The organism is Streptomyces sp. NPDC023573 (assembly GCF_055559735.1).
Genome location: NZ_JBVHKB010000007.1, coordinates 64,486 through 89,496 on the forward strand (window position 1 = coordinate 64,486; position 25,011 = coordinate 89,496).

The window sequence follows — 25,011 nt, forward strand, 5'->3', positions numbered from 1 at the left end:
CCGCCGACCTGTGCCGTCGAAAGAACCGAGGTGCTCACACTGGCGGAGATCGCCGACGAACCGCTGGTTCTGACTTACCACCTCGACCTGGGCTCGTTGCCGGCGGTGGGAACGGTGTCCAGGTACACGTGGACGACGAACGCCACGATCCCCAAGGGAATCAGGAAGGACTTGAGGTCGAGCCGGCCTTCTCTCCGCTGTCGGAAGACGACGAGGACGATGTCGGTGATCCACTCGGTCGCTGTCGTGCGTTCATGAATCCCGGGGCGGGGCTCGCAGCCCCCGGACCCACGAGTGGAACCGTGGGTGGAGTCCAGCCGTCCGCCGATGTCCACCCCGCCGGGCCGTCCCCCGGCGCCATACGCCAAACATCCTTATCCGTGGCGTATACCACGTCGCCGGGTGGATTGCCCCGAGGACCGGTCAGGGAAGCCATATGGCGCCCAAGATCAGCTCGAAAGGTGGCATGCTCCCGTGACGCTCGTAGCGCCTCCCCCCATACCCAGAGCGGCGGGTTCCGTCCCGCTGCTGGGTCACGCGGTACAGCTCGTACGCGACAACCTCGGCTTCATCTCCTCGCTCCGTGACGACTACGGCCCGCTGGTCGAGATCACGCTCCAGCCCGGCACCCGCACTGTGATCGTCCAGGACCCCGGTCTCATCCGCACCATGCTGACCGACCTCGGTCCCGGGCTGGACAAGGGACGCTTCTTCGAGAAGATGGGTCAGCTGCTGGGCGACTCCGTCGTCACCGCGTCTGGCCAGGAGCATGTCCGCAAGCGGCGCCAGCTCCAACCCGCCTTCGCCCGGCCGGAGATCGACCGCTACGTCGACATCATGCGTGGCGCGACGACCAACGCCCTCGACTCGTGGGCCCCTGGGCGTCAGCTCGACGTCCGTGAGGCCATGGTCGAGCTCTCCCTCGAGATGCTCGCGAAGACCGTCTTCGCCGGAAGTCTGGACGACGCGACGTTCCGTCAGTTGCGCGACGACCTCTCGGTCGTCATGAACGGTGTCGGGGCTCGCGTCATGCTGCCCGACTGGGTGGAGAGGCTCCCCCTGCCCTTCAACCGCCGGTTCACGGCCGCCAGGAACGCGGTTCGGGCCACCATCGACCAGGCCGTGGCCGAACTCCAGGAATCAGGGCAGGAAACCGGTGACATGCTGTCCCTGCTGCTCCGCACCACGGACGAGCAGACAGGCCTTCCGCTGTCCGGTCACCAGATCAGCTCGGAGATCCTCACGCTGGCCGTGGCGGGCACCGAGACCACCGCCTCGGTCCTGGCCTGGGCGCTCTATGAGATCGCCCGGGACGCCGATGTCGAACGAAGGGTTCTGGGCGAGCTCGACACAGTGCTCGACAGCCGGCCGATCACCTTCGAGGACCTCCCCCGTCTGCCCTACCTCGGGCGCGTCGTCCGGGAGACGCTGCGGTTGCACCACACCGGCTGGCTCGTCACCCGCCGCACCGTCACCCGGACACAGCTGGGGCCGTGGTCCGTTCCCGCCGGCACCGAACTCGCCTACTGTCAGCATGCCTTGCACCGCGACCCGGCGCTCTTCCCCGACCCGCTCACCTTCGAACCGGACCGCTGGCTGGAAGAGGCTCAGGCGAAGGCCTTCACGCCGGGTGCCTTCCTGCCCTTCGGTGCCGGCAAACACAAGTGCATCGGCGACCGGTTCGCCCTCACCGAGCTGCTCACCGCCATCGCGACGATCATCAGGCGAGTGCGGTTCGAGATCCCGCCGGACCGGGCCGTCCGGCCCGTGGCACGGGCCACCGTGCGGCCCAGCACCCTGCTGATGACCGTGCACCGGCGAACCGGCTCCACCGAGCGGGACTGACGACGTCGACGGCCTTCCGGGTCGGCCGGGTTCGGGAACTCCCCAGGCCCGGGCCGGCCGGGGGGCGCACGATTTCCCGGCTCATCGAGCACCTCGAGGGTGACCGCCGGGGCGCCCGCTACCGCTTCCCCTACTGGTGAGCACGGAGCTGCGCGGCACGATCAGCGGCTCGCCGATGCCGGGGTCCACGGCCCTTTCGCGACGGCGACGCGCCAAACGGGCTCATAGTTCCATTAGCTTCGGCGATCTGTTACGGTTCTCGGAAGTTAACGGAACTACATTCCCATTAGGAGTCGTCATGGGCACCACCTACGTCCGCCGTCTCGCCGCACCCCTCTTCGCCGGGTCCCTCGCATTCGGCATCCTGGCCGCCCCGGCCGAGGCCGCGCCCGTCACCTGGACGGCCGCCTGGGGCGCCTCCCCTCAGCTGCCCAGCACCGGCTTCACGCCCAACTGGTCCCAGGAAGGCTTCTCCCACCAGTCCGTACGCCAGGTCGTCCGTGTCACCAAGGGCGGCGACCTGGCCAGGATCCGGCTCTCCAACGCGTACGGGACCTCACCACTGCACATCACGGGGGCGGTGATCGCACGCACCGCCCGGGGAGCGGCGGTCGAGCAGGGTTCCGTCCGCCACCTCACCTTCAACGGTGAACGGTCGACGTGGATACCGGCTCATGGGGAACTCCGCAGCGATGCGGCGGAACTGGGCCTGGAGAGCCTGGAGTCGGTGACGGTCACGCTTTACTTCGCGGGCACGACGGGCCCTGCGACGTTTCACTCCCAGGGCTGGACCGACACCTACCGGGCAGAAGGTGATCACCGGTCCGACACGACGGGCACCGCCTTCACCGGCCGGACCCAGTCCTGGTACTACCTCTCCGGCATCGAGGTCGGCGGCGCGGCGGACGCCCACCCCTCAGGGGCAGCCCGGATGTACGCCCGAGGCGCGGACGACGGGGGCGGCATCGCCGTCTTCGGCGACTCCATCACCGACGGCTTCGGCTCCACGCCCAACACGGACCGGCGCTACTCCGACGCACTCGCCGAGCTGACAGGGCGGCCCGTCGTCAACCAGGGCATCGGCGGCAACCTGCTGCTCAACGACTCGGCCTGGTTCGGTGAGCGCTCCACCGCCCGGTTCAGGCGCGACGTCCTGGACCAGCCGGGCATCTCCACGGTCGTCATCCTCGAAGGGGTCAACGACATCGGCTTCAGCGAAGCCGCCAAGGGGCCGAATCCGCCCGCCACCTACAAGCCCGCCCCCGTCGTGTCGTCCCGCCAGCTCATCGGCGCCTACCGCGCGCTGATCGACGCCGCGCACGACAAGGGTCTCGAAGTCGTCGGGGCCACTCTGCTTCCCTTCAAGGGCTCGGACCACTGGGGCCCGCACGCGGCGCAGGTCAGTAACGAGGTCAACGACTGGATCCGGCGCTCGGGCGAGTTCGACGAGTACGTCGACTTCGACAGGGCACTCGCCGCACCCTCGGACCCGGACCGCCTCGATGCCGCCTACGCCTACAAGGACGCGCTGCACCCCAACGACGCCGGCTACCGGGTGATGGCGAACGAGGTGGCCGACGTCCTGGAGAGGTGACACCGAAGCGGGGGTGCTCCCGTGATGCCCCCCGCGCGATCGTTGTGCGTCCCGGCGGATACCCGTGACGTGCCGCGGTCACCGGGGACGCCGCACACCCAGCGCTCGCGTGCGCCTGCCGGGCGACGGGACCATCCGTACGATGCCGCGGACGAGTGTGTCGATCAGGTCGTCGGACGGTGCGTCGCTTCCGTGGGTCAGCAGCCGGGCGAGGGTGTGCACCAGAGCGGGCGACGCCATGACACGGCGGCTGAGGAGCGGCCGGTATCCGTAGCGGGCGAGCACCAGTTCGGCGACAGTGTTGCCGAGCCGGTAGTAGCGTCCCCAGCGGCGGTTCACCTCGCTCGCGTACTGATCCAGAGCCTGCTCGCGCCCGGGGCCGGCCGGACGGTGCAGGGCCAGAGCGACGGTTTCGGCCGCGACCTCGCCCGCTTCCATGGCCTGGACGATGCCCTCCCCGCTCCATGGACTGACCATGCCCGCGCTGTCACCGACCAGGAGCAGCCCACGTCGGTACTGAGGCCTGCGGTTGAACCCCATGGGTAGCGCGGCGCTGCGCAGCGGCGAATCGGCGTGCTCCTCGCGCAGGTCCCAGTGCTGGGGCACCCGGGTCAGCCAGCGGTCCATGGTGGCCCGCAGATCCACGGATCCGTGGCCGCGGTGCGGGAGGGCGCCCAGGCCTACGTTCACGCGGCCGTCGCCGAGCGGGAAAATCCATCCGTATCCCGGCAGGTCACGGCCGGTTCGGGAACAGCGCAGGTCGGCCCAGAGCTCCAGGTAGGGGTCATGGGTGCGGACCTCGCTGCGGTAGTAGCGGCGAGCGGCGGTGGCCATCGGCCTGTTCGGGTCGCGCTCCAGCCCCATGGCGAGGGCGGTCCGGGCGGAGGCGCCATCCGCGGCGATCACCACGGGCGCGTGGTAGTTCCTCGGCTGCTTGTCTGCTCCCGCGACCGTACTCACCCCGATGATGCGGCCGGCACGGTCGGTCAGGGGGCCCGTCGCCTTGGTCTCCAGGCACAACCGCGCGCCGGCGGTCACGGCCTGCCGGGCCAGGAGGTCGTCGAAGTCATGCCGGGAGCGGGTGAGGCCGAAGTCCGGGTGGCTGCCGGAGCGAGGCCAGTCGATGTGTACCTGGCGCCCTCCGCAGACCCAGCGCATGCCTTTGGTCCGCATCCAGCCGGGAGCGTCGATGTCGACGCCCATCCGCACCAACTGCTGCACCCCTCGCGGTGTGAGACCGTCACCGCACACCTTGTCCCGGGGGAAGCTGCCCTTCTCGAGCAGCAGTACGTCCACGCCGGCCCGTGCCAGGTGGAGCGCCGCGGCCGAACCCGCGGGTCCCGCACCCACCACGATCACCTGTGCCCGGTGATCGCCGCCCGCCACACCGTCGTCTGACTCCACGTGCTGACTCCTCCGTGAGCGGGGCGGTGCCGGCGAGTTGGGCCTGTGCGGGACACCAGGCCCCCGGATCGTGCTTCCCGAGGGCCTGGGCGATCTCGACCTGCGCGTCAGGCAGTCGTGATGTTCTCCGCCTGCGGGCCCTTCTGGCCCTGGGTGACGTCGAAGGTGACGGCCTGGCCTTCCTGGAGCTCACGGAAGCCGGTCGCGTTGATGGCGGAGTAGTGAGCGAAGACGTCCGGCCCGCCGCCGTCCTGCTGGATGAAGCCGAAACCCTTTTCGGCGTTGAACCACTTGACGGTTCCGCTGGCCATGCTGGTGCCTTCCCTTTGATATCCGGATCCGCACCTCGCGGTCCCGGAGGCGTCGTGGGTCCGCACCGATACAGCGAAGCGCCCGCACCGAAGCGCGGGCAGGTACGGCGAACCACGACATCTGGCAGTGACGCTACATGGCGAAACCGGCCCCCACCAGAGAGCAACGGGGCTATGTGTGCGTCCGGTCGGCCACGCTCACTCCTACGGAGCGATTTCGGCGTGAACCGTGGATGTGTGTGCCACTGGACGGCTCACGACGACGCGCCACGCATGACGCACGTCCGGCGCCTCGTGGTCGCTTTCCTCCAGGCACGACTTCGGGCCAACCTCGCGGGGCCACCGCAGGCGCGGAAGTCCGCCCGCCTACGGCCGGGCGCCCCGGCCGTCCGCGTTCGAGCACACGGGCGAGCCCCTTATCCGTGGCAGTTCGGTATCCGCTGGGGGGTTACGTACGTCGGTGTCGGTAGCATCAGCCGCCATAGGTATTTGAGACACCCAGCGAAGGACGAGGACTGCATGTCCGAAAACACTCCTACATCCGGCATCAGCGCAGACTACGCCCAGCGGATCACCGACGATCTCGCGGCGAACCGAAGCGAGCAGGACCGGACGCGCGCCGAGCTGACCCGACTGCAGGACGAGCTTGTCCAGTTGGAAGAGGGCGAGCGCATCCTGGTCAAGATGCAAGAGGTGCTCGGCGGCGCCGGGGAGCCCGCCGCACGCAAGGTCAAGGCGGGCAAGGAGGCGGCTACCGTTCCGGCCGCGCGGCGCTCCAAGGGCAAGGCCGCGGTGAAGAAGAGCGGCAGCGGGTCGAAGCGTCAGGCGGAACAGAAGCCGGTCGCCTCCGACCGGAGCACGGCGTCCAAGAAGGCCGGGGAACCGACGTGGCGTGAGTTGGTCACGGGGTATCTCGCGGATCAGCGGGAGCCGAGGTCCGCGGCGGAGGTGGCAGCCGCCCTGAGCGAGGCGCATCCCCAGCGGACGACCCAGGTCACCGTGGTGCGCAACACCCTTGAGCAGGGGGTCGCGCACGGGCTGCTGGAGCGCTCCAAGCAGGGTCGCTCCGTCTACTACAGCCCTGTCTCCGCCGCGGCCGTCAGCGGCGCCGGCACCGCTGCCGAGTAACTGCGGCTCAAGGGCTGAAAGCCCGCGCGCCCCGGCCCGGCCTCAGGCCGTTGACCGCCTGTCCGGCCGCTCCGGTCCGAACACGCCGGGCTCGCGGGGTCCGGCACGCGCATCCGCGGCGTTGTCGACGAAGCGGCGGCCGGGGAGGCGCGCCTCATCCCGCCTCCCGGCTGCCTCGTCCCCCATGACTCCCATACCGTCGCCGCTCGGCGCGGAGGAAAATGAGCCTGTCCGGGGCAGGCCGGCCCGGGAGCAAGAAGCGTGCACCGTACAGGATTGGGAGTGTACGATCGTACGCCTGGACTGTAGGGTCGCCGTATGACTGTCGACGCGCCGAGCCGGCCCGCCCTGGCCGAGCGGCAGGCCCGGGTAGCCGTTGCCGTGCTGTTCTTCACCAACGGGGCCCTCTTCGCCAACTTGCTGCCGAGATATCCGCAGATCAAAGCCGACCTGGACATGAGCAACGCCGTCTACGGGCTGGCCGTCGCGGCGTTCCCGGCGGGGGCCATCGCCGCCGGTCTCGCGGCGGGCGCCGCCATCCGCAAGCTGGGTTCGGCGCGGGCGGCGGTGCTGGGCACCCTGCTGACCGGTGCGGGCATTCTCGCCGCGGGCCTGGCCGACTCGGTCGTACTCTTCGCGGGAGCGCTGTTCCTGGCCGGCGCGATGGACGCCGTCACGGATGTCGCGCAGAACGCCCATGGGCTGCGGGTGCAGCGCCGGTACGGGCGCTCCATCATCAATTCCTTCCACGCGATCTGGTCGATCGGCGCCGTCACCGGAGGGTCCATGGCCGCCGCCGCGATCGCGCTCGGTCTCTCGAGAGGCCAGCACCTGACGATCTCTGCTGTGGTGTTCGCGCTCGCGGCGTGTGTCGCCCTGCGGTACTGCTTGACCGGCCCGGAGAGTCAGCCGGCTCCTGCTCCGGAGGCAGGCGGCCGTGTGGACCGCGCGCCGGGCCATGAGGCGACGGCCCGGCGGCGGACCGTCTACGTCCTGGCTGCCCTCGTGCTCATCGCGACGGCAGGGACCCTCGTCGAGGACGCGGGGAGTTCCTGGGCGACGCTCTACCTCTCCGGGTCTCTGCACGCTTCGGTCACCCTGGCCGCTTTCGGCTACATCGCCCTGGTGGGAGCCCAGTTCATCGGCCGCATCATCGGCGACCGGCTTGTCGACCGGTTCGGCCAGCGCACCGTGGCGCGGGCAGGCGGCCTGATCGCGGCAGCCGGCATGGGCCTCGCGCTTGCGGCGCCCTCCGTGCCCGGCACGGTCCTCGGTTTCGCCGCGGCCGGGTTCGGAGTGGCGACACTCGTACCCGCGGCCATGCACGAGGCCGACGAACTCCCCGGCCTCAAGCCCGGATCGGGGCTGGCGATCGTCTCCTGGCTCATGCGTCTGGGCTTCCTGGCCTCGCCTCCGGTCGTCGGGCTGGTCACCGACGCCACCAGTCTCCGTGTCGGCCTCCTGGTGGTGCCACTCGCCGGGCTGCTCGCACTGCTCTGCGCCGGTGTGCTGCGGAACGGGAATGCGAGCAGCCGGTCCGGCATGTAGCGGATCCGTCTCCGACCGGCGCCGTCAGTGACGCGGCGCCGGGTAGGCCCTGGGCAGAGGCATGCCACGAGCGGCCATGATGTCCCGTACGCGGTCGGGGTAGTCGGTGATGATTCCGTCGACGCCCATGTCCATGAGCGCCTCGACGGTGGCCGGGTCGTCACAGGTCCAGGGGATGACCTCCAGTCCGCGCCGGTGCGCGTCCCGGATCATCTTCCTGTCGGGGTAGAAGCGGAAGCCGGGGTCCGCGACCGTTCCGTTCTGCGGGAACCCGTAGTTCGGGGACAGCGCGGTCACGCCGGGGACGGACGCGGCCGCCCTCACGAAGTCACCGTCGTAGTCGTCGGCGTCGATGCCGCCGAGCCAGGGGGAGGCTCCGGGCTTCCCCACTTCGAGGAAGTCGTGGTTCGTCAGGGCCACCAGAGGGTAGGCGGGCGCGATCGCGTGCATCTCCCTGAGCGCCCCCCAGTCGAAGGACTGGACGGACACCTGCCCGCCGATGCCGGAACGGCGGATCTCCTCGTGGACGCGGCGCACGAACAGCTTGCGCGGGGCGGTCTGCTCCGGCGCTCCGGCCTCCACCTTCGTCTCGATGTTGAGCTTGAGCCGCTTCGCGCCGTAACTCTTCACCAGGTCGAGGACATCCCTCAGTTCCACCATGCGGTGGCCCTTGATCCGTTCCTGATCGGGGAAGCCGGGCAACTGCTGGAAACCGCAGTCCATGCTCCTGATCTGCGCGAGCGTCAGGTCCTTGATGTACTTGCCGACATACGGGTACATCGGGTCGCCGGGTGTGAGCGGACCGGTGTCCTCACACTTCTGGGCGCTCACCTGCCGGTCGTGAGTCACCACCACCTTCCGGTCCTTGGTGACCTGGGTGTCCAGCTCCAGAGTGCTGACACCCAGGCGTATCGCTTTGGCGAAGCCCTCTATGGAGGCCTCCGTGGTGAGACCGAGGCCTCCCCGGTGGGCCTGCAGGTCGAATGCGACCCTGCGAACCGGTTCGTACTCCTGGATGGCCGTGGCCGCCTGCGCGGTCGCCGGGACAGCGAGCGCGGGCAGAAGGGCCAGGCCGGCGACTGCGTGCCTCAGGGACATGTGTGCCTCGTCTGTTGCGTCGGGCTGGACGCCGCGAAGCCAATCCTGGGGATCCGGCCCGCACGAGGCCCCACAGCAAGGACCTCATGAACGTACGCGTAACGGTCCCCCCGGGGAAGCCCCGGGCTCTCCGCGGCGCCGCTCTCCCGGCCCCCGTTCGGGTGATTCCTGACCTGCGGGGAATAGCGGGTTCAGGTGGGTGTTGGCATCACCATGACTTCTGAGAAGCGTGAGACATTCGGACGGGTCGGCATCTGGAGCGGTGCGCTGCACGCGTCACGTACGGACGACGCGGGCAGGGACGCGATCGCGGAAGCGGCCGCCGAGCTCGAAGAGCTGAAGTACGGCACTCTCTGGATCGGGGGCAGTCCCTCGGTCGCCGACGCCGCGGCTGTCGTCGCCGCCACCCGCACGGTCACCGTCGCCACCGGCATCCTGAGCATCTGGGACCACTCCGCCGAGGAGGTGGCTGCGGGCATCGCCGGGATCGAAGCGAGCGCGCCCGGACGGCTGGTGCTCGGCCTGGGCGTCAGCCACGGCCCGATGGTGCCGCAGTACTCGAAGCCGTACAGCGCGATGGTCGCCTATCTCGACGCGCTCGACGCCGCGAGCCCACCGGTGGGCCCGGGGCGCCGGGTCCTCGCCGCGCTCGGCCCGAAGATGCTGAAGCTCGCCACGGACCGCGCGCTGGGAGCGCACCCCTATCTCGTCACCGCGGAGCACACCGCGGAGGCGCGTACGGCGCTCGGACCCGACGCGTTGCTCGCCCCGGAGCTCTCGGTGGTCCTCGACACCGACGCCGACCGGGCCCGCACCACCGCGCGGAGCATGCTGGCGATGTATCTCCAGCTGCCCAACTACACGGACAACCTGCTGCGCCTGGGATTCACGGAGAGCGACTTCGACGGCGGCGGCAGCGTGCGTCTCCTCGACGCGCTCTTCGCCCTGGGTGACGCCGGGCGTGTGAAGGCCCGTACCCAGGAGTACCTCGACGCCGGCGCCGACCATGTCGCACTCCAGGTCCTCACCGCCGACGAGGGTGGCAGCGGTCTGCCGCGGGCCGAATGGCGTGCGCTGGCAGAGGCGTTCGGCGACGAGCTGTAGGGGCCGCCTCCGCGGAGAGACACCGCGCACGGGGTCACAGGTCTCTGCGCATACAGGCCCTCGGCCATCGGTCCAGGCCGTGGCCGGCCGCGGCGTGACCGGCCGACCGGCAGTGGCTCGCCCTCGGCGGTCTCGGGCATGCCGAAGTCGCGGAACCACTGTCCGGCGGCTCGCTCGAAGGAGCAGCGGAAGCTCGTCGATGGTCACGGGGCGGCCACGCATGAGGACATCGTTCTCGGTGTCCGGTCCCCGCGTGGACCGCCCCGGACAGGCGAGCTCACCGGGCGGCCCGGCCCTCAGCGCCGGCCGGCACGCCGCCCGTTGCCGATGCCTGCGACGTGCAGGGCCAGCGCGATGAGGCCGATGAGCATGACATTCGTCGAGGCGAAGATGTCATTCGTCGCGATGTCGGCGGCGTTGATCAGAAAGGCGATGAAGAACAGTACCGCCGCGGCTATACCCAGCATGATGTTGTCCCTTCCGTTGGTGGAACACGTGTGCCCCGGCATTTCTGGATCAGGCGGGTGGGAGGCCAGGAACTCGTTGACAAAGCGGAACCTCGCTCCATATTCTGACCGGAACGACGTTCCGGTTTCAGTAGCGCTGCGCCCGGACGCCTCAGCCCGCGCACGCCCGGCCGGACCGGACCTGCGGCGGGGACATCGGAGTCGACAGCGAATGGACACGCACGATGAGTGATTCAGCCCGAGCCGCGGACGCGTTCGGCTCCCCCACCCCTGTCCTGTCGGTCAGCCCGGTGACGCTGCCGGCTCCGGGACGCGCCCTGAACCTGGAGGTGCGGGTCTCCGCACCCATGACCGGGAGTGGCCTGCCGGTCATCCTCCTCTCGCACGGGCAGGGCCCCTCGAACCACCTCTCCTCACTGAATGGCTACGCTCCCCTGGCGAACTTCTGGGCAGCGCACGGGTTCGCCGTGATCCAGCCGACGCATCTGAGCTCGAAATCACTGAGCCTGGATCCGGACACCCCCGGCGCACCCCTGCACTGGCGTTCGCGGGCCGAGGACATGAGCAGGGTCCTCGACCAGCTGGACGCGATCGAGGCCGCTGTACCGCAACTCCTCGGACGACTGGACGGGACCAGGGTCGCCGTGGTCGGGCACTCGATGGGCGGGCACACCGCGAGCGTTCTGCTCGGAGCCCGGATCACCGATCCCGACGACGGAGCGGAGGTCGCTCTGGCCGATCCCCGGATCAGGGCGGGCGTACTGCTGGCGGCACCCGGCAGAGGCGGGGACGCCCGCACCGACTACGCGGCCGGCATCCTCTCCTTCGCCTCGACCACGGACTTCTCCACGATGACGACACCCACGCTCGTGGTCGCCGGCGAGAAGGACTCTTCGCCCCATGCGACCGTCCGGGGCCCGGAATGGCACGCGGATGCGTACGTCCTCTCATCCGGTTCCAAGGCACTGCTCACCCTGTTCGACGCGGAGCACGGACTCGGTGGGGTCTCCGGATATGACGTCGCCGAGACCACGGACGAGAGCCCGGAGCGGGTGTCCGCGGTCCAGCGGCTCACCTGGGCCTACCTCCGCACCCAGCTCTACGCCGGGGACCCGGCGTGGCAGGCGGCGTGTCAAGCGCTCACGACCGGCCCCCGCGCGTTCGGGCGGGTCGAAACGAAGTAGGGCCGCGCCTGTCACTCCGGAGCGAGCGGCCGGCTGGAGCTGAGGACCGCCGCCCCTGATCAGCCGATCTCCCGCAGCAGCTTGCGGCGTTCGCCGCGCTTGGGATGACGGGCAGTCACTCCGCCCATTCCGCAGGTGCCGGTCAGGCGGATCAGGGGTGAGCCCGGGAGCTTCCGGTCCGTCGTCCTGTTCCGCAGGCCGGCCAGACCGGGGTCCAACTCCCCCGCCTCGACCACCCAGCCGTCAGGAACGACGATCTCGACACCGCCGGTCTGCCCGTCCACCTCGATCTCCACCACCCGGAGCCTGCACTCGACCCGGGTGAAGTCGATCTTGACGCTACCCAGACCGCCGTACGCCTTGATCTGCTCGGGTACACGCCAGGACCCCTCCCGCACGGCGCCGGCGACGCCGCCTTTGAGCACCAGCGGCTGAGCCGGCGGCATGGCCGGCAGCAGATCGGCGGTGAGCGGCGCCAGCTCGTCGTGCGTCCTGGCGGCCAGGGCCACTTCCAGCCGTGCCCCCAACTCGTCGAGGTCGATGCGGCCGTCGGCAGCCGCATCCTGCAGCTCCGCCACCACTGCTTCGCGGTCCGCGTCGGAAGCGCGCAGGGGAACGGGGCGTGAAAGCTCAGCGCTCATGCTGCCGATGATAACGAGTGCGTGGCCGGGCGGACCCGGAACTGCCGCAGTCACCGTCGACCCGAACGCGCCTGCGGCGCAGGGGACCTCCCCATGGCGCCCGGGGCAGGCACGGCTGCCGCACGCCGCGGTGTGCCGGCGGCGGACCGACGGCTAAATTCCGGTGCCCTCACCGCGATGGGAGGCGGCCGGCTCAAGGGCTGTCCGCCTCCCAGGCCCAGCGTCCAGGATCGCCGGCCACCGGCCCGTACACCGCGCGTCCTCCCGCACCGAACTTCCCGAGCTCCGTGCCCAGCGCGGCCCCTACGGCGAGGCGCTCCCCGGACCAGCCGGTCACGTCCAGGAGCAGCCCGTCCAGCGGGCCGCCGGTCAGTTCCACGTAGACGTGCCCGGGCCGCGGACCTGGGTCGGGGTCGTCGTGGTCGGCGCCGTAGACGCGGCGTCTCATCAGTTCGTCCATGGCTCCAGCATCACAGCCACCACCGACAATTCCCTCCGGCACGGGGACCGCGGTGCACCGGTCACATGCGGAAGCAGCGGGCCGTGAGCTGCTGGGCGCGGACGCGCAGCGTGGGGCGGTACCGGCCGCCGCTCACGTCGTGTGGCAGCGTGGAGGCGCGCCCTCCGAATCATGGGGTTCACCGTCACGGGGAGGGCGCAGCACGAGACAGAGGAGAGAACATGTCGAAACCTCCGCTTCCCGAGGCCGCGGTGGCAATGCTCCGCAAGCCGAACCCGGCGGTGATCGCCACCCTTCGCTCGGACGGGCAGCCGGTGTCCACGGCCACCTGGTACCTCTGGGAGGACGGCCGAGTGCTGGTCAACATGGACGAGGGGCGCAAGCGCCTCGACCACGTACGCCGGGATCCCCGTGTCACCCTGACAGTCCTCGACGACTCCGACTGGTACACCCATGTAACCCTGATCGGGCGCGTCGTCGAGATGAGCGACGACGAGGGTCTGGCCGGCATCGACCGGCTGTCCCGGCAGTACCTCGGCCAGCCGTACGCGGACCGTGAGCGTGCTCGCGTCAACGCCTGGATCGAGATCGACCGCTGGCACGGTTGGGGTGGCTTCCGGGACAGCTCCCAGGCTGCTACCTAGGATCTCCGGCGGAGTAAACGGTCGAAGTGCAGGCCTTGCTGGCGTTTCGGCGTGCGATGCGGCTGCCTCGTGGGTGACGGTGGACCTCCAGGCACACAGGCTGCTGAGGAGGCTGCATGAACTGGACACTCGAGGTCGTCCCGATCCCTGTCACCGACATGGACCGGGCGAAAGCGTTCTACTCGGAGAAGGCCGGCTTCACCTTGGATCTGGACGACGAGGTCGCCCCCGGTATGCGCATCATCCAGATGACGCCGCCGGGTTCGCGGTGCTCGATCGCCATGCTCCAGGGGATGCCTGCCTTCCCCGGAGAGAAGGTGATGGCTCCCGGCACCCTGCACGGTCTCCAGGTCTGTGTGACGGACATCGAGGCGGCACGTGAGGAGTTGGCGAGCCGGGGCGTGGACGTCTCCCCCATCCGGCATGTCGGTGCGACGGGCTGGGAGGAGGGCAAGGGGGACACCTGGAATTCGTTCATGTCCTTCGCCGATCCGGACGGCAACGGATGGGTGGTCCAGGAGGCACCCTCCGAACTGTCGGCCCGCTGACACCTCGCGGGGCGGCCGCTCCGCCACCCGCCCCGTGCCGGGGCGGGCTCGCGACGTCGCCCGCCTCGGCCACATCAGGCGTAGGGGTCGAAGGGGATGCCGGCCGGTCGGGCCTTTTGCAGATGGGCGGCGAAATTCCCGTCCTTGATACCGAGGACCGCGCTCCCGAAGTCCGCCTGGACCAGCTTGTCCCGTAGGCCGGCCGGGTAGCCGTCCCAGCCGACGAGAGCCGGGAACCGCCACTCCCCGTAGTGGTTCTCCGGCGGCTCGTCGTCAGGATTCGCGGGGCGGAAGCAGTGGGTGCTCGCCCCGTCCTTGTGATAGACGATCTTCGGATGGGTTCCGTCCCACCGGATCCGGTCACCGGCGTGGACGTCGAAGTCGCCGTGGGCGGAGGTTGACACGTAGCGGGCTTCGTTGTTCTGGACCCACACCACGACGTGCTCCCAGTCGTGCCGGTGTCCGCCGAGCCCGCTGCCGGCCACCGCCTGGTCCTTCTCGAAGTAGAGCCCGTACATGATGGCGCACCACCCGTTGTTGCACATGGAGCGGGCGTAGCCGTTGGTGTTGTCCAGATCCACCGCGTCACGGCAACTTCCGTTGACCGCGCCGGTGGTGTTGAGGCCGGGGGCGATCGTGCCGTCGGGGCCGATCGCCGGTGTGGGGTAGCAGCCGTCGGTGTCGTAGTCGTACGCCGGCTGGAACGCCTGCTCCATCGCGGCCGCGTTTGCGGGCAGCGCGGTCGGCGGTGCGGCGAGCGCGCTGCTCGCGGAGGTGATGACCAGAGCGACGGCACTGGTCAGGACGAGTGCTGCCTTGCGGATCGGTGCGTTTCTCACTGCGTCCTCCCGGTCGGCGCGTGAATGTGGGGGCACGCGCACTACGCCTGACATGCCCATCACAAGCGTCTTGAACCCTGGGGTTCACCGGGTCACGCGCCGAACAGCAACGCCTCAGCTCCTGCGTCCACCAGGGGCGGCCGTCGCCCCGGATGTGCGGGCCTGGGCGGCCTTGCCCGGGCGCAGGGTCCACGGCACCGGATCGGTGTTCATCAGCCAACCCTCGGCGATCAACCGGCGGATGACGTGGATGCGGAGCTCCCGGGACATCTTCCCCCAGCCCAGCGCCCCGCAGAGCTGCTTGACGGAGGGCCCGTGACCGTGCGCGGCACGGAAGGCGGCGGCGAACTCCGCGGCGGCCGGCCCCTGGTCGGGGTACTTGGCCTCCCAGACCGCGTAGGCCGCTCGTACCTTCTCCTCGAACTGGGCGGGAACCGCCGTGCGCATGAAGGCCTCCGAGACCCTGGCCGTGGTCAGGGAGCACTCGGGGCAGCGCTCAACCGCTTCGACGTGCCGCCGCAGGGCCACGCTCGCCCGGTCCTTCCACTCGTCCCAGCTCAGCCGCTCCGCCTCCGGCTCCTCGCGGGTCCTGGGCGGGGTGTCGGACGGAGGGCGCGTTCCCGACGTGTGCCTGACGGCTTCGGAGAGCAGATACCGCTCCCCGTCCAACTCGCACAGGAACCCCTTGGCGAGCAGTTCGGGCAGGGCGGCCCGGCAGTCCTCGGGCAGGTGGGCGGGGAGCGTGCCGTGCTCGTCGGCCGGTCCGTGGGCGGCCAGGAACAGTGCGGCCAATCGCGCGGCGGTCGAGGTCTTCTTGACCGGTTTGGCCGCCATGGTCCGGACCGTCCAGCCCGACACCCTGGACCGCATCACCTTGCCGAAAGGCAGCCGGGCATCCGGCCCGTCGGCGAGGTCCGGCACGGTGACGGCCACGGGTGTGACCGTGTCCTCGCCGAGCAGGGCGTCCTGCCCCCGCCAGCCCAGCGCGGCCAAGGATGTGACGGCGCCCTCCGGGTCGGCGAGCCGCAGCGAACGCAGGTCCTGCCCGGTGAGGTTGCCGATTCCGCGCCGGACCGCCCGGATGGAGACGACGACCGCGAGAAGCTGCGCATCGGCTCCCTTCAGAGGCAGCGAGCCCACATAGGCCATGAGCGCGCGAGCGGCTTCTCCCTGGCGGGGCGTCAGCAGGAAGGGCTTCGGCTTCACCACCGGCGCGGCAGGGACGTTGGGCGAGCTGGAGAAAGATGTGGGCACGCCCTGCACAACGCGCGCGAAGGCCCGAAGTCACCGTTCGCACTGAAATACGCGCCCGGGCTGCTGCCGGTAAACGATATGAACGCAATCGCGGAACTACACCGTCGCCATCCCGCACAGCTGGAACGGAACACTGGTCATGCACGCCCGCGGCGGACCCGGCCCGGGCGACGAGTCGGACCTGCGGCGCAGCCGTGACGACCTGGAGCGCTGGTCGGTCATGGTCGACGAGAACTGCGCCTGGGCCGGTTCGGCCTACCGTCGCGGCGGATACGGGACGAGGATGGCGGCCGAGGACACGGAGAGTCTGCGCCGGCTGTTCACGGAGAGGTTCGGGCGCCCGAGCACCACGCTGATCCACGGGCAGTCCTGGGGCGGGAACGTGGCAGCGAAGACCATCGAGATGTACGGCGGCTCCCGCTCGCCCTACGACGGCGTACTGCTCACGAACGGTGTCCTCGCGGGCGGCTCCCGCGGCTACGGCTACCGGGTGGACCTCCGTGTCGTCCACCAGTACTACTGCCGGAACCATCCACGCCCGACCGAGCCGTCGTACCCCCTCCGGACGGGGCTCCGCGAGGACTCGTCCATGACCGGGCGGGCCTGCGAGCCGGGCTCCAGGAGTGCACAGGTCACGCCTCACGGCCCGAGGACCGGACGCCCCTGCAGCAGCGGAACCTGGACGACATCCTCGCGGTCACGAAGATTCCCGAGCGGACCCTCGAATCTCACCTCTCCTTCGCGACCTTCACCTTCCGCGACATCGTCCGGCGAGTCGGTCTGCGCAGCCCCTCCGGCAACCAGCACGTGCGCTACAGCGGCTCGCACGACGACGCGGCACCGAACGCCGGTGTCGCGCGGTTCTCCGCCGACGCCTCGGCGCGGCGCGACCTGTCGTACGACAGTGATGTGACGGGGGGGCGGCGTCCGTCCCGGTGCTGACCATGCACGCCATCGACGACCCCACCGCCTTCGTCGAGCACGAGGCGGCCGTACCGCGAAAGCCTGGAGGGCGCTCACCGCGACCGTCACCTCGTGCAGACCTTCACCCAGGAGGGCGCGCACTGCGGTCTCAGCGCGTCGGAGTACGCCACGGCGGTATCGGCACTGGCCGAGTGGATACGGACGGGCCGTAAGCCGACTCCGTCGTCCGTCGCGGCCTCCTGCCCCGCCTACGACGCCGTTCACGGGACCGGGTGCTTCTTCCGGCCGGACCATCGTCCCGCCTCCTACGCCTCGCGGGTGAAACCCCGTGCGGGGGCGACCCACTGGCCGGCGATGACGAGGGCGCAGGAGAGGAGGTGGAGCCGCCTCGGGACGTGGGGATCGCACCCTGAGGCCGTGAGGCCTGGTGTTCCCGGTGCCCTCGCCTCGATCGCGGCGGGTCCGCGACGCACATCGGTGGCGCACCGCCATGCGGCACGCCACCGGTGAGGCCGTCGGTGCTGTGATCAGTCGTTGTCGACCTGCTCGTCCGTGATCGTGCCCTTGGCCGCGTCCACGTCGAAGGTGGTCTTCTTCCAGTCCTTGGAGACCACGTCGACCTGCCAGACCAGAACATTGCTGTCGTTCTCGTCGAGAGCGATCGAGGTGACCTTGCCGGGCTTCTTGTCCGTGGCGACCTTGGCGGCCTGCTGGGGCGTCTGCGTCGCCTTGGAGAGCTGGTCGGCGAGCTCCTGCTTGTCGGAGGCGCTCTGATCGGCGTCCGGCGCGGAATCGATGACGGCTCCGGACACCGCGTCGATGGTCACGTTGTGGGCGGTGCCGTCCTCCTCCACGACCTCCGCGACCCACTTCGGGCTGGTGGCGCTGCCACTCGGGCTCGGGCTGCCACTCGGGCTCGGGCTGCCGCTCGGGCTCGGGCTGCCGGTCCCGCCCGGGCTGGCGCTGCCTTCGGGACTCGGGCTGGTGCCACCGGTCGGGCTGCCGGTCGGGCTCGGGCTGCCGGTCGCGTCGTCATCGTCCTCGTCGTCGACGCCCTCGAGGTCCAGATCGGTCAGCTTGCCACCGGACACCTCACCGACGGCCGTCGTGGCGGCCTTGTCAAAGGTGACCTTGACGGCCGACAGCAGTTCCTTGCGCTCGGCCTGGTCCTGTGTCAACTGGGCCGTCTCGGAGGGACTGCCCGAAACGCTCCCGGAAGGGCTGGTCGTCTGGTTCGGAAGGACCTTCGCGGCCTCGGAAGTCGCCGCGGCGGTCTCGTCGCCGCTGTCCTGACCACAGCCGGTCACGAGGGTGGCGGCAAGAGCGGCGGCGCACAGGGCGCCGCCGGTGACGCGGAGCCGGCGGGTGCGCGGGGAAACGGTCTTGTTTCGGCGGGGCTCAAATCTCATGCTTGCATGCCTAGCCGTCGGTGCCGACAGTCATGTTGTCCGACCGGCGGGTGTCACCCGATCGACGGCGCCGTCCGCCCATTCGGCGTGTCGCGCGAGCGCCTGCCGGTGGTCCCCGGACAGACGAATGGCGCCGGTCCGACGGAACCGGCGCCGTTCCCGCGGGAGCCGTGCGGCGTCAGGCGGTCAGCTGGACCTGGGCCGGCCCCGGTGCGGGGCCCAGCGATCCCGCCGACGGGACGGCGCGCAACTGGGCCGCCGCGGCAGCCAGCGCGTCGGGCACGGTCCTGGTTCCGGTGGTGACGCAGAGAGTGTAGGAAACGTCCTCGAGCCGACGGCTGCTCTCGGAAGTACCCAGCCGTGCATGGGAGCTTCGCAGTGTCTCGTAGCGCTTGACGAGATTCCGCAGCGTTGCGGGATTGGCCATCAGCACGGCAGTTCCTCTCCACAGGGCGGCCGGGAGCCCGCGGGCCCCGCGCCGACGAAGTCCGATCGCGCCGGCGGTACCGCCTGGCGTCACGGGCGGCCGTGCGAAGCTGACAGCACGCGTCCGGTCCCTTGCAGATGATGGTCGCCCCGCCTCACCCTTTCCGCATCCGCAGTCACGGACGGTCAGCCGCTCGTGCTCCCCTGAGCGCCGGGAGCTCCGGTGCGAAACAATGGAGATGACGGGCGAGCGGCTGCCGCCATGCCCGGTCAGGAGGTGCGTCATGGATCATCCGGAGAGTTACGAGCTCATATTCCAGGCGGGCGGCGCCGAGGACGATGTGGTCGTCGTCCACCTCACGGACCGCTACGGCGCGGGTGGTTACCCGGTCTACGCCGACGAGACCGGCATCGTGCGTGCCGAGATCAGCGAGCGCGGCGAGGTGCGCATGCAGGCGAGCGGCGGCCATCAGGTCCTGGGGGCGCCACTGCTGGCCCGGCCGCTGAGCCCGCGACCCGCCACCCACGGCCTCGGCTGAGGAGTCCAGAACCGCCGTATCACCGTTTCGTGTGTCCGTTCATGCCCACTCCTCGCCCGAATGTGTTTACTTTCCTGAGATGTAGCCGTAGTCTGCCGATGAATCAACAGACTCGGGCATGAAACGGAAACGTAACCACATGTACGCACCGGAGCGGCAGCAAGAAATCCTCCGCATCGCCGGCGAGAGCGGGCGCGTCGATGTGCTGTCCCTGGCCGAGGAGTTCCAGGTGACGGCGGAGACGATCCGGCGTGACCTCAAGACGCTCGACCGGGCGGGGCTCCTCCGCCGGGTGCACGGCGGTGCGATCCCGGCCGGGCGGCTCGGTTTCGAGCCGGATCTCGCCGAGCGCGACACCGTGGCGGCCGACGAGAAGGACCGCATCGCCGCCGCCGCCCTGGGCGAACTACCGGCCGAGGGCAACATCATCATCGACGCCGGGACGACGACGGTCAGGCTGGCCGGCGCCGTCCCCCTCGACTCGTGCCTCACGGTGGTCACCCATGCCCTGCCTGTGGCGGCTCGTCTTTCCGACCACCCGCAGATCGCGCTGCACCTGGTCGGCGGCAGGGTGCGGCACCGCACCCGCGCAGCCGTCGACGCCTGGGCACTGAGCGCGTACGCCGAGATCAACGCCGACGTCGCCTTCCTGGCGACCAACGGCTTCTCGCCCGATGGTGGCCTGACCACTCCGGATCTGGCCGAGGCCGCCGTGAAGCGTGCCGTGATCGCCGCGGCCCGCAGGGTGGTGCTCCTCGCCGACTCGGGCAAGTCCGGGCAGCAGCACTTCGCACGCTTCGGCGATCTCTCCCACGTCGACCTGCTGATCACCGATACGGGGCTGAGCCCCGAGGACGCCCGGGCCATCGAGAGCCGGGGCACGGAAGTGGTACGCGCATGATCCTGACCGTCACCCCCAATCCGAGCCTGGACCGCACGTACGAACTCCCCGGGCTCACCCGTGGCGCCGTCCTCCGGGCCACCGCGGACCGTGTCGATCCCGGTGGCAAGGGCGTCAACGTCTCCCGCGCGGTCGCCGCCGCCGGGCACCGTACGGTGGCTGTCGCGCCGCTGGGCGGCCCCGAGGGAGCGCTGCTGGCCCGGCTCCTCGGAGAGCACGGCATCGAGTCCGCGGGGGTGCCCATCGCCGGCAGCACCCGTGTCAACGTCACCCTCGTCGAACCCGACGGCACGCTCACCAAGGTGAACGCGGCGGGCCCCGAGCTCGCCCCCGCCGAGGCCGAGCGCCTGCTGGAGACCGTCCGGACCCGGTCGGCGGGCGCGGACTGGATCGCCTGTTGCGGGAGTCTGCCGCGCGGGCTGCCGCCCCGGTGGTATGCCGAACTGGTCGCCCGCAGCCACCGGGCCGGGGTCCGGATCGCGCTCGACACCTCCGGCGCCGCGCTCGTCGCCGCGTTGGGCGAGCGGCCGGACGTGATCAAGCCGAACGTCCAGGAACTCGCCGAGGCCGTGGGCCGTCCGCTCGCGACGGTCGGTGACGCGCTCAAGGCGGCGCAGGAGCTGTGCGAGCTCGGCGCACGTTCGGTGCTCGCCAGCCTGGGCGCCGTCGGTCAGCTGCTGGTGGAACCGTCGGGAGCACACTTCGCCGTGGCGCGGGTGGATGCCGTACGCAGCGATGTCGGCGCGGGGGACGCCTCGCTCGCGGGGTTCCTGTCCGCCGGCGGAACAGGCCGGGCAGCGCTGTCGGCCGCGGTGGCGCACGGCGCCGCCGCCGTGCAGCTGCCCGGAAGTGCCATGCCCACGCCAGCAGACCTCGATCCGTCCGCGGTGGTCACCACATCGGACATCCCCATGGACCTGGCTCTCACGGAGCAGGCCGTATGACCGCCCTCGTCCCTGTCCAGACGTACGCCGCCCCCGTCCCCCCGCCCCGTCCCCGGGCGGTCCACGAGCAAGGAGCCCCGCGATGACTGAGCTCATCACCGCGGAACTGGTCGATCTCGATCTTTCCGCCGACACGAAGAGCGCGGCCGCCCGGTCACTGGCCGGACAGATGGTCGAGGCCGGCCGCGTCACGGATCTCGACGGCTTCCTCGCCGACGTGGCGGCGCGCGAAGCCCAGATGCCGACCGGCCTTGACGGCGGCATCGGCATCCCGCACTGCCGGAGCGAGCACGTCACCGAGCCGACGCTGGCTTTCGGCCGCAGCGCCGGGGGCATCGACTTCGGTGCCGCGGACGGCCCCGCGGACCTCGTCTTCCTGATAGCCGCGCCCGCGGGCGCGGACGACGACCACCTCACCATCCTGTCGAGCCTGGCACGCCGGCTCATGGACCCGGGCTTCACCGGCGCCCTGCGGGCGGAAGGTGACCCCGCCGCCGCGGCGGCCCTGATCCGCGGCGAAGAGGCCCCCGCGGCAGTGGATCCGCAGGACACCGCGGCGGTGGAGGAGGACAAGGCGGCGGCCGAACCCTTCCGCATCGTCGCCGTCACGTCGTGTCCGACCGGGATCGCGCACACCTACATGGCCGCCGAGTCGCTGGAGGCGGCCGCGCGCGCCCAGGGTGTCGTCCTGGACGTCGAGACTCAGGGATCCGCCGGTTTCGAGCGGCTGGATCCGGCGGTGATCGCAGCCGCCGACGCCGTCATCTGGGCGCACGACGTCGACGTACGGGAGAAGGCCCGGTTCGGCGGAAAGCCGGTGGTCGACGCCGGAGTGAAGGCCGGGATCAACCGGCCTGGCGAGCTCATCGCCGAAGCCCGGCGCAAGGCCGGGCGCGGAGAGATCAGCGGAGTCGCCGAAGACCCCGACGAGCCGGGGGCCGGCACGGGCGGTTCAGCGGGGGCGCCCGGTCACTTCGGAGTCCGGCTCCGTACCTATCTGATGTCCGGCGTCAGCTACATGGTGCCGTTCGTCGCCGCCGGGGGGCTGCTCATCGCCCTGTCATTCGCGATCGGCGGCTACGAGATCGCGAGCGCGAAGTCGGTGGCCGACCACTTCGTCTGGGGCGAGGCGGCCAGCTGGGCCGCCCTGCTGAACCAGATCGGTACGGCGGCCTTCGGCTTCCTGGTCCCGGTGCTGGCGGGTTACATCGCCTACGGGATGGCGGACCGGCCGGCGCTCGTCCCAGGTTTCGTCGGCGGCGCCATCGCGCTCACCATCGACGCGGGCTTCCTCGGCGGTCTGGTCGCGGGGCTGCTGGCCGGTGCGGCGGTGATGGCGATCCAGCGGGTGAAGGTGCATCCCACACTGCGCGGCATCATGCCGGTGCTGGTGATCCCGCTGCTGGCGTCGGCCGCGGTCGGCTTCCTGATGTTCGTCGTGGTCGGCAAGCCGATCGCCTCTCTCCAGAACGCCCTCACCGACTGGCTGAACGGACTGTCCGGTTCCAACGCGGTGATCCTCGGTGTCGTCCTCGGCCTGATGATGTGCTTCGACATGGGCGGACCGCTGAACAAAGTCGCCTACGCCTTCGCGGTCGGCGGGCTGGCCGACCCGACACCGGGCAGTCTCAAGGTCATGGCCGCGGTGATGGCGGCCGGCATGGTGCCTCCGCTGGCGATGGCCCTCGCGACGACCGTACGCCGCGGGCTGTTCACCCGGACCGAGCGGGAGAACGGCCGGGCCGCATGGGTGCTGGGCGCCTCGTTCATCACCGAGGGCGCGATCCCCTTCGCCGCGGCGGACCCCCTGCGGGTGATCCCCTCCGTAATGGCCGGCGGGGCTGTCACGGGCGCGCTGTCCATGGCGTTCGGCTGCACCCTCCGGGCCCCCCACGGCGGTGTCTTCGTCGTGCCGCTCATCGGCGAGCCGTTCCTCTACCTGCTGGCGATCGCCGCCGGCACCGTGGTGTCCACCGCACTGGTCGTCATCCTCAAGGGCATGCGGCGGAGCCCGGAGGCCGCCGCCACGGCCGACGACGGTTCCGCTGTCGCCGTGGCCGCCTGATCCCCGTCCCTCCCCGAACTCCCTCTTCGACCTCTTCGACCTCTTCGACCTCTTCGACCCTGGAGTGAACCCGTGTACCAGCGCACCGTCTCCGTCGGCTCCCGCAGCGGCCTGCACGCCCGTCCTGCCTCGCTCTTCGTCCAGGCCGCCATGCGGCAGCCGGTCCCCGTCACCGTCGCACGCGAGGGCAGCGCCCCGGTCGACGCCCGGAGCATGCTCTCGGTGCTCGCCCTCGCGGCGCAGCACGGCGACACGCTCGTGCTGTCCGCCATGGGCGAAAGCGCGCCGGACGCGGTCGAGGAGCTGGCTAGCCTGCTGTCCCAGGATCTCGACAGCTGAGACCTCGACCGGCAGGACCTCGGCGGCAAGGAATGAACATGACGGAGAGCTGGGACCCGGCCGGTGAAGGCGTGATGTGCCTGCCCTCGGGCCGGCTGGTCCGTGGCCGCGGACTGAGACGTCCGCTCCCCATGGGGCCGGATCCCTCCTTCGCCGTCCATCTCCTGGGCGGTCCTCCTCCCCCGGTGGCCTGGGAGTCCCGGTGGCTGCGCTGGCCCGACTTCCGTCTGCCCTCCGACAGGAGCACGGCGCGCGCCGTGCTCGACGAGGCGTGGAGCAGGGCGTCGGGCGAACGGGTCGAGGTCGCCTGCGCGGGCGGCCGCGGACGGACGGGCACGGCTCTGGCCTGCATGGCCGTCCTGGACGGGGTTCCGGCGCAGGAAGCCGTCGCTTTCGTCCGCCGGAACTACCATCCCAAGGCTGTCGAGACGCCTTGGCAGCGGCGGTATGTGGTGCGCTTCGCGGGAGACTGACCCACCTGTCGCGCCGACGGTGCGTGTCACTACACCGTGTGCGGAGCCGGAACCGTGGCTCCGCCGCCGGCGCGTACCGCCTCGACGACGCTCTGGTGGAGGGCCCTGCTCGCTTCCTCGGACGGGCAGGGCACCGGACTGCCGGCCAGTGTGAACCAGTCCGAGGCGCCGCTGTACTGGACAGCGACCTCGGCCTGCTTCTCGGTCCACGTCGTGTGTACGGTCAGATCACCGCTCACGACACCTACCTCTTCGGTGCGCACTCCGCCGGTTCCCGCGAAGACACCGAGGGTGGTCCACGATGCCCAGTTCATGACGCGTCGCCTTTCGGGACAATGACAAGCCTGTCAAGCGGACTTGTCTTGAGTATGGCACCGGGAACCATCACCCGCACGGGTGTGTCCGTGAGTATCCGGCCGGTGACGCCCGGGCGCTGGTCACGGGTGCATGGAGGCGCCCTTGAGGATCTTGTCGACTGCGTTGCGGGGGCCGTGGACGGCCAGGCCCACCAGATCCATCCCGTCCCCGCGCACCGCCCGGACGGCCGCCCTGTTGGCCTCGTCGTGGCCGGTCGCGAAGAGGTCGGACGTGAACACGGCCAGGTGAACGCCTCTGCTGACCGCCTTGGTGCGCGCGGTCGTCAGGAGCTCCTTGGGCCCGGCGAACACGAGGACCGGCTGCCGGAACATGGGCAGGTAGGGGGTGTCGTCGGCGTCGGCGTACGGTTCGCCGATCACCTCGGGGACCTGTGTGCCGAGGCCGCTCACCAGGAAGGCGGTGACATTGAGGCGCTGCCAGGTCTCGAGGTCGTCGCGGAGCAGCACGGCGATCTTGGTGTCGAAGCGTACGGGGGCGTTCTCGTCGGTCATGGCAGGAGTCTGCCGAGCCCGGCGGGCAGCCGTCTTGTACGAAGTTTGCACGT

27 protein-coding genes and 1 pseudogene are annotated in these 25,011 nt (G+C 70.4%); 15 read left to right on the forward strand and 13 right to left on the reverse strand.

Annotated features, from left to right (window positions below):
• Nucleotides 1-74 precede the first annotated feature (74 nt).
• Nucleotides 75-368 (reverse strand): hypothetical protein, encoded by a 294-nt coding sequence (locus tag ACZ32T_RS22640; protein ID WP_467369041.1) that lies wholly within the window; start codon nucleotides 366-368, stop codon nucleotides 75-77.
• 106 nt (nucleotides 369-474) lie between these two features.
• Here ACZ32T_RS22640 and ACZ32T_RS22645 point away from each other — a divergent pair, with 106 nt between their 5' ends.
• Together ACZ32T_RS22645 and ACZ32T_RS22650 are read left to right on the forward strand one after the other, a co-directional pair.
• A complete protein-coding gene (locus tag ACZ32T_RS22645; protein WP_467368645.1) occupies nucleotides 475-1,845 on the forward strand; it encodes a cytochrome P450 in 1,371 nt (456 codons plus the stop codon).
• A gap of 298 nt (nucleotides 1,846-2,143) precedes the next feature.
• A complete protein-coding gene (locus ACZ32T_RS22650; RefSeq protein ID WP_467368647.1) occupies nucleotides 2,144-3,439 on the forward strand; it encodes an SGNH/GDSL hydrolase family protein in 1,296 nt (431 codons plus the stop codon).
• A gap of 78 nt (nucleotides 3,440-3,517) precedes the next feature.
• On the opposite strand, the gene ACZ32T_RS22655 is transcribed toward ACZ32T_RS22650, so the two are convergent.
• Together ACZ32T_RS22655 and ACZ32T_RS22660 are read right to left on the reverse strand one after the other, a co-directional pair.
• Nucleotides 3,518-4,843 (reverse strand): geranylgeranyl reductase family protein, encoded by a 1,326-nt coding sequence (locus ACZ32T_RS22655; protein WP_467368649.1) that lies wholly within the window; start codon nucleotides 4,841-4,843, stop codon nucleotides 3,518-3,520.
• Between the two features lie 107 nt (nucleotides 4,844-4,950).
• The gene (locus ACZ32T_RS22660) at nucleotides 4,951-5,154 is read right to left on the reverse strand and encodes a cold-shock protein (RefSeq protein ID WP_014158060.1); all 204 of its coding nucleotides are present in this window, start codon (nucleotides 5,152-5,154) and stop codon (nucleotides 4,951-4,953) included.
• A gap of 519 nt (nucleotides 5,155-5,673) precedes the next feature.
• On the opposite strand from ACZ32T_RS22660, the gene ACZ32T_RS22665 reads away from it, so the two are divergent.
• Together ACZ32T_RS22665 and ACZ32T_RS22670 are read left to right on the forward strand one after the other, a co-directional pair.
• Nucleotides 5,674-6,282: a hypothetical protein gene (locus ACZ32T_RS22665; RefSeq protein ID WP_467269213.1), complete on the forward strand. Its 609-nt coding sequence runs from the start codon at nucleotides 5,674-5,676 to the stop codon at nucleotides 6,280-6,282.
• A 318-nt stretch (nucleotides 6,283-6,600) separates the two neighbouring features.
• A complete protein-coding gene (locus tag ACZ32T_RS22670; RefSeq protein ID WP_467269211.1) occupies nucleotides 6,601-7,830 on the forward strand; it encodes an MFS transporter in 1,230 nt (409 codons plus the stop codon).
• Between the two features lie 24 nt (nucleotides 7,831-7,854).
• Here the strand turns inward: ACZ32T_RS22670 and ACZ32T_RS22675 are convergent, their stop codons facing one another.
• Entirely contained in the window at nucleotides 7,855-8,928 is a 1,074-nt protein-coding gene (locus tag ACZ32T_RS22675; RefSeq protein WP_467368650.1) for a glycerophosphodiester phosphodiesterase family protein, read from the reverse strand.
• Nucleotides 8,929-9,141: 213 nt separating this feature from the next.
• Between ACZ32T_RS22675 and ACZ32T_RS22680 the strand changes: the two genes are divergently transcribed.
• The gene (locus ACZ32T_RS22680; RefSeq protein WP_467269207.1) at nucleotides 9,142-10,032 is read left to right on the forward strand and encodes a TIGR03620 family F420-dependent LLM class oxidoreductase; all 891 of its coding nucleotides are present in this window, start codon (nucleotides 9,142-9,144) and stop codon (nucleotides 10,030-10,032) included.
• Between the two features lie 296 nt (nucleotides 10,033-10,328).
• On the opposite strand, the gene ACZ32T_RS22685 is transcribed toward ACZ32T_RS22680, so the two are convergent.
• Nucleotides 10,329-10,499 carry a hypothetical protein gene (locus ACZ32T_RS22685; RefSeq protein ID WP_356706885.1) on the reverse strand — a complete coding sequence of 57 codons (171 nt, stop codon included), beginning with the start codon at nucleotides 10,497-10,499 and terminating at the stop codon, nucleotides 10,329-10,331.
• Between the two features lie 224 nt (nucleotides 10,500-10,723).
• Here ACZ32T_RS22685 and ACZ32T_RS22690 point away from each other — a divergent pair, with 224 nt between their 5' ends.
• The gene (locus ACZ32T_RS22690) at nucleotides 10,724-11,683 is read left to right on the forward strand and encodes an alpha/beta hydrolase family protein (protein WP_467368652.1); all 960 of its coding nucleotides are present in this window, start codon (nucleotides 10,724-10,726) and stop codon (nucleotides 11,681-11,683) included.
• Between the two features lie 59 nt (nucleotides 11,684-11,742).
• On the opposite strand, the gene ACZ32T_RS22695 is transcribed toward ACZ32T_RS22690, so the two are convergent.
• Both ACZ32T_RS22695 and ACZ32T_RS22700 read right to left on the reverse strand, forming a co-directional pair.
• A complete protein-coding gene (locus ACZ32T_RS22695) occupies nucleotides 11,743-12,324 on the reverse strand; it encodes a DUF1707 SHOCT-like domain-containing protein (protein ID WP_467269203.1) in 582 nt (193 codons plus the stop codon).
• A 193-nt stretch (nucleotides 12,325-12,517) separates the two neighbouring features.
• A complete protein-coding gene (locus tag ACZ32T_RS22700; protein WP_467269201.1) occupies nucleotides 12,518-12,784 on the reverse strand; it encodes a hypothetical protein in 267 nt (88 codons plus the stop codon).
• A 221-nt stretch (nucleotides 12,785-13,005) separates the two neighbouring features.
• On the opposite strand from ACZ32T_RS22700, the gene ACZ32T_RS22705 reads away from it, so the two are divergent.
• Entirely contained in the window at nucleotides 13,006-13,428 is a 423-nt protein-coding gene (locus tag ACZ32T_RS22705; RefSeq protein ID WP_356706893.1) for a PPOX class F420-dependent oxidoreductase, read from the forward strand.
• Nucleotides 13,429-13,544: 116 nt separating this feature from the next.
• Nucleotides 13,545-13,976 carry a VOC family protein gene (locus ACZ32T_RS22710; protein ID WP_467269199.1) on the forward strand — a complete coding sequence of 144 codons (432 nt, stop codon included), beginning with the start codon at nucleotides 13,545-13,547 and terminating at the stop codon, nucleotides 13,974-13,976.
• A 74-nt stretch (nucleotides 13,977-14,050) separates the two neighbouring features.
• On the opposite strand, the gene ACZ32T_RS22715 is transcribed toward ACZ32T_RS22710, so the two are convergent.
• Together ACZ32T_RS22715 and ACZ32T_RS22720 are read right to left on the reverse strand one after the other, a co-directional pair.
• On the reverse strand, nucleotides 14,051-14,869 hold the full coding sequence (locus ACZ32T_RS22715) for an NPP1 family protein (RefSeq protein ID WP_467269197.1): 819 nt from the start codon (nucleotides 14,867-14,869) through the stop codon (nucleotides 14,051-14,053).
• 60 nt (nucleotides 14,870-14,929) lie between these two features.
• Entirely contained in the window at nucleotides 14,930-16,078 is a 1,149-nt protein-coding gene (locus ACZ32T_RS22720) for a hypothetical protein (protein WP_467368654.1), read from the reverse strand.
• A gap of 85 nt (nucleotides 16,079-16,163) precedes the next feature.
• Here ACZ32T_RS22720 and ACZ32T_RS22725 point away from each other — a divergent pair.
• Nucleotides 16,164-17,404 (forward strand): annotated as a pseudogene (locus ACZ32T_RS22725) (hypothetical protein); the annotation flags it as partial.
• Between the two features lie 116 nt (nucleotides 17,405-17,520).
• Here the strand turns inward: ACZ32T_RS22725 and ACZ32T_RS22730 are convergent.
• Entirely contained in the window at nucleotides 17,521-18,402 is an 882-nt protein-coding gene (locus ACZ32T_RS22730; RefSeq protein WP_467368656.1) for a PepSY domain-containing protein, read from the reverse strand.
• Nucleotides 18,403-18,580: 178 nt separating this feature from the next.
• Nucleotides 18,581-18,835 (reverse strand): DUF5133 domain-containing protein, encoded by a 255-nt coding sequence (locus ACZ32T_RS22735; protein ID WP_362930899.1) that lies wholly within the window; start codon nucleotides 18,833-18,835, stop codon nucleotides 18,581-18,583.
• Between the two features lie 277 nt (nucleotides 18,836-19,112).
• Here ACZ32T_RS22735 and ACZ32T_RS22740 point away from each other — a divergent pair, with 277 nt between their 5' ends.
• The 6 genes from ACZ32T_RS22740 to ACZ32T_RS22765 all read left to right on the forward strand — a co-directional run bounded on the left by ACZ32T_RS22740 (nucleotide 19,113) and on the right by ACZ32T_RS22765 (nucleotide 24,089).
• The gene (locus tag ACZ32T_RS22740; protein ID WP_467269191.1) at nucleotides 19,113-19,367 is read left to right on the forward strand and encodes a DUF6296 family protein; all 255 of its coding nucleotides are present in this window, start codon (nucleotides 19,113-19,115) and stop codon (nucleotides 19,365-19,367) included.
• A 139-nt stretch (nucleotides 19,368-19,506) separates the two neighbouring features.
• On the forward strand, nucleotides 19,507-20,268 hold the full coding sequence (locus ACZ32T_RS22745) for a DeoR/GlpR family DNA-binding transcription regulator (RefSeq protein WP_467369023.1): 762 nt from the start codon (nucleotides 19,507-19,509) through the stop codon (nucleotides 20,266-20,268).
• On the forward strand, nucleotides 20,265-21,212 hold the full coding sequence (gene pfkB, locus ACZ32T_RS22750; protein ID WP_467269189.1) for a 1-phosphofructokinase: 948 nt from the start codon (nucleotides 20,265-20,267) through the stop codon (nucleotides 21,210-21,212). The genes ACZ32T_RS22745 and pfkB overlap by 4 nt, the downstream gene beginning before the upstream one ends.
• A gap of 82 nt (nucleotides 21,213-21,294) precedes the next feature.
• On the forward strand, nucleotides 21,295-23,277 hold the full coding sequence (locus tag ACZ32T_RS22755) for a PTS fructose transporter subunit IIABC (protein WP_467368658.1): 1,983 nt from the start codon (nucleotides 21,295-21,297) through the stop codon (nucleotides 23,275-23,277).
• Nucleotides 23,278-23,349: 72 nt separating this feature from the next.
• Complete coding sequence (locus ACZ32T_RS22760; RefSeq protein WP_467269186.1) at nucleotides 23,350-23,616, forward strand: HPr family phosphocarrier protein; 267 nt, start codon at nucleotides 23,350-23,352, stop codon at nucleotides 23,614-23,616.
• Nucleotides 23,617-23,654: 38 nt separating this feature from the next.
• Nucleotides 23,655-24,089 (forward strand): protein-tyrosine phosphatase family protein, encoded by a 435-nt coding sequence (locus ACZ32T_RS22765; protein ID WP_467269184.1) that lies wholly within the window; start codon nucleotides 23,655-23,657, stop codon nucleotides 24,087-24,089.
• A gap of 29 nt (nucleotides 24,090-24,118) precedes the next feature.
• On the opposite strand, the gene ACZ32T_RS22770 is transcribed toward ACZ32T_RS22765, so the two are convergent.
• Nucleotides 24,119-24,403, reverse strand: coding sequence for a hypothetical protein (locus ACZ32T_RS22770; RefSeq protein ID WP_104791202.1), 285 nt, complete (start codon nucleotides 24,401-24,403; stop codon nucleotides 24,119-24,121).
• A 123-nt stretch (nucleotides 24,404-24,526) separates the two neighbouring features.
• Nucleotides 24,527-24,958, reverse strand: a complete 432-nt coding sequence (locus tag ACZ32T_RS22775) for a DUF2000 family protein (protein WP_467269182.1) — start codon at nucleotides 24,956-24,958, stop codon at nucleotides 24,527-24,529.
• Between the last annotated feature and the right edge of the window lie 53 nt (nucleotides 24,959-25,011).

Bases quoted from the DNA above. Each gene is read 5' to 3' on its own strand.
- ACZ32T_RS22650 (WP_467368647.1), top strand. From the start codon at position 2,144: ATGGGCACCACCTACGTCCGCCGTCTCGCCGCACCCCTCTTCGCCGGG.
- ACZ32T_RS22660 (WP_014158060.1), bottom strand. From the start codon at position 5,154: ATGGCCAGCGGAACCGTCAAGTGGTTCAACGCCGAAAAGGGTTTCGGC.
- ACZ32T_RS22665 (WP_467269213.1), top strand. From the start codon at position 5,674: ATGTCCGAAAACACTCCTACATCCGGCATCAGCGCAGACTACGCCCAG.
- ACZ32T_RS22670 (WP_467269211.1), top strand. From the start codon at position 6,601: ATGACTGTCGACGCGCCGAGCCGGCCCGCCCTGGCCGAGCGGCAGGCC.
- ACZ32T_RS22675 (WP_467368650.1), bottom strand. From the start codon at position 8,928: ATGTCCCTGAGGCACGCAGTCGCCGGCCTGGCCCTTCTGCCCGCGCTC.
- ACZ32T_RS22680 (WP_467269207.1), top strand. From the start codon at position 9,142: ATGACTTCTGAGAAGCGTGAGACATTCGGACGGGTCGGCATCTGGAGC.
- ACZ32T_RS22685 (WP_356706885.1), bottom strand. From the start codon at position 10,499: ATGCTGGGTATAGCCGCGGCGGTACTGTTCTTCATCGCCTTTCTGATC.
- ACZ32T_RS22690 (WP_467368652.1), top strand. From the start codon at position 10,724: ATGAGTGATTCAGCCCGAGCCGCGGACGCGTTCGGCTCCCCCACCCCT.
- ACZ32T_RS22695 (WP_467269203.1), bottom strand. From the start codon at position 12,324: ATGAGCGCTGAGCTTTCACGCCCCGTTCCCCTGCGCGCTTCCGACGCG.
- ACZ32T_RS22700 (WP_467269201.1), bottom strand. From the start codon at position 12,784: ATGGACGAACTGATGAGACGCCGCGTCTACGGCGCCGACCACGACGAC.
- ACZ32T_RS22705 (WP_356706893.1), top strand. From the start codon at position 13,006: ATGTCGAAACCTCCGCTTCCCGAGGCCGCGGTGGCAATGCTCCGCAAG.
- ACZ32T_RS22710 (WP_467269199.1), top strand. From the start codon at position 13,545: ATGAACTGGACACTCGAGGTCGTCCCGATCCCTGTCACCGACATGGAC.
- ACZ32T_RS22715 (WP_467269197.1), bottom strand. From the start codon at position 14,869: ATGTCAGGCGTAGTGCGCGTGCCCCCACATTCACGCGCCGACCGGGAG.
- ACZ32T_RS22730 (WP_467368656.1), bottom strand. From the start codon at position 18,402: ATGAGATTTGAGCCCCGCCGAAACAAGACCGTTTCCCCGCGCACCCGC.
- ACZ32T_RS22740 (WP_467269191.1), top strand. From the start codon at position 19,113: ATGGATCATCCGGAGAGTTACGAGCTCATATTCCAGGCGGGCGGCGCC.
- ACZ32T_RS22745 (WP_467369023.1), top strand. From the start codon at position 19,507: ATGTACGCACCGGAGCGGCAGCAAGAAATCCTCCGCATCGCCGGCGAG.
- pfkB (WP_467269189.1), top strand. From the start codon at position 20,265: ATGATCCTGACCGTCACCCCCAATCCGAGCCTGGACCGCACGTACGAA.
- ACZ32T_RS22755 (WP_467368658.1), top strand. From the start codon at position 21,295: ATGACTGAGCTCATCACCGCGGAACTGGTCGATCTCGATCTTTCCGCC.
- ACZ32T_RS22765 (WP_467269184.1), top strand. From the start codon at position 23,655: ATGACGGAGAGCTGGGACCCGGCCGGTGAAGGCGTGATGTGCCTGCCC.
- ACZ32T_RS22770 (WP_104791202.1), bottom strand. From the start codon at position 24,403: ATGAACTGGGCATCGTGGACCACCCTCGGTGTCTTCGCGGGAACCGGC.
- ACZ32T_RS22775 (WP_467269182.1), bottom strand. From the start codon at position 24,958: ATGACCGACGAGAACGCCCCCGTACGCTTCGACACCAAGATCGCCGTG.